Origin of the sequence: Pseudomonas sp. (assembly GCF_050739655.1) — a bacterium.
Lineage (GTDB): Bacteria > Pseudomonadota > Gammaproteobacteria > Pseudomonadales > Pseudomonadaceae > Aquipseudomonas.
Window position 1 is genome coordinate 1 of sequence record NZ_JBOIBY010000203.1, and the last position, 1222, is coordinate 1222.

Annotated in this window: 2 protein-coding genes; both read right to left on the bottom strand. The window is 58.3% G+C overall.

Translation table 11 applies throughout. The annotated features are described in order from the left end of the window. Positions 1–122 precede the first annotated feature (122 nt). Positions 123–905, bottom strand: a complete 783-nt coding sequence (locus ACRESJ_RS09745; RefSeq protein WP_431757725.1) for a transporter substrate-binding domain-containing protein — start codon at positions 903–905, stop codon at positions 123–125. 27 nt (positions 906–932) lie between these two features. Then, positions 933–1222 (bottom strand): AAA family ATPase (locus ACRESJ_RS09750; RefSeq protein ID WP_431757726.1); only part of this gene is annotated, 290 nt, incomplete at its 5' end.

The window sequence follows — 1222 nt, forward strand, 5'->3', positions numbered from 1 at the left end:
CTTAACTGACTGGCATTAAGGCTTGCCCGCGAAGGCAGTAGATCAGGCAACATCAATGTTGGATGTGCCGGCCCCTTCGCGGGCAAGCCTCGCTCCCACAGGTAATGGAGCGCGTCTAACGGTCAGAACGTCGGCTTCACGCTGGTACCGAAGTAACACTGGGACAGGTCGTCATAGTCCTTGCTCGCCAACAACTCCTGGATCGCCTTGTCGAGCTTGGCTTTGAGCTCGGTGTCGTCCTTGCGCAAACCAGCCCCCACGCCCTTGCCGAAGATCGGGTCGTAAGGCACCGCGCCGAGGTAGGCCAGGTCTTTTGCATCCGGGGTTTTGACGAAGGCGGCCATGGCCGTGCCATCGGCCATCATCAGGTCGAGACGGCCGGCAATCAGGTCGGCGTTGGCCGAGTCCTGGGTGTCGTAATACTTAACGTCGGCAATTTTTTCGTAATAGGTCTTGAGGTAACTGGCGCTCACCGTCGAGTTCTGTACGCCGATGGTCTTGCCCTTGAGGTCATCCGGGTACTTTTTAACAGAAGCCTCTTTCGGACCGACCACCGCGACCGCCGAGTCGTAGTAGGCCTTGCTGAAGGCGATCTGCTTCTCACGCTCTTCGGTCACCGACATCGACGAGAAAATCACGTCGATCTTTTTCGCCAACAACGACGGAATGATCCCGTCCCACGCCACTTCCTTGATCTCGCACTCGGCTTTCATCTCGCTGCACAGCTTATGGATGAGGTCGACTTCAAACCCCTTCCATTCGCCATTGGCCTGTTTCTCGGTGTACGGCGGATAGGGTTCAGCCGCGACCGCAAAGCGGATCGGTTGCGCTTGCGCCGCGCTCATGCCGGCCAGCAATACGCAGGCAGCGCCGGTCAACCAGTGTGCAAAACGTCGATTTCCCATGGTGTTTTCCCGTCTTTTTATGAGGTGTTAGCGAGTTTGATGAGCGTTGACGAATTGCCGGCAACGCTCGCTGCGTGGGTGTACGAACACTTCGTCGGGCGTGCCGGTTTCCTCGATCAGCCCTTGATGCAAGAAGGCGACTTTGGAAGAGACATCGCGAGCGAAAGCCATTTCATGGGTCACCAGGATCATGGTCCGGCCTTCTTCGGCGAGAGAGCGGATCACCCGCAGCACTTCCCCGACCAGTTCCGGGTCGAGTGCCGAGGTGGGTTCATCGAACAGCATCACCTTGGGCCGCATGGCCAGGGCTCGGGCGA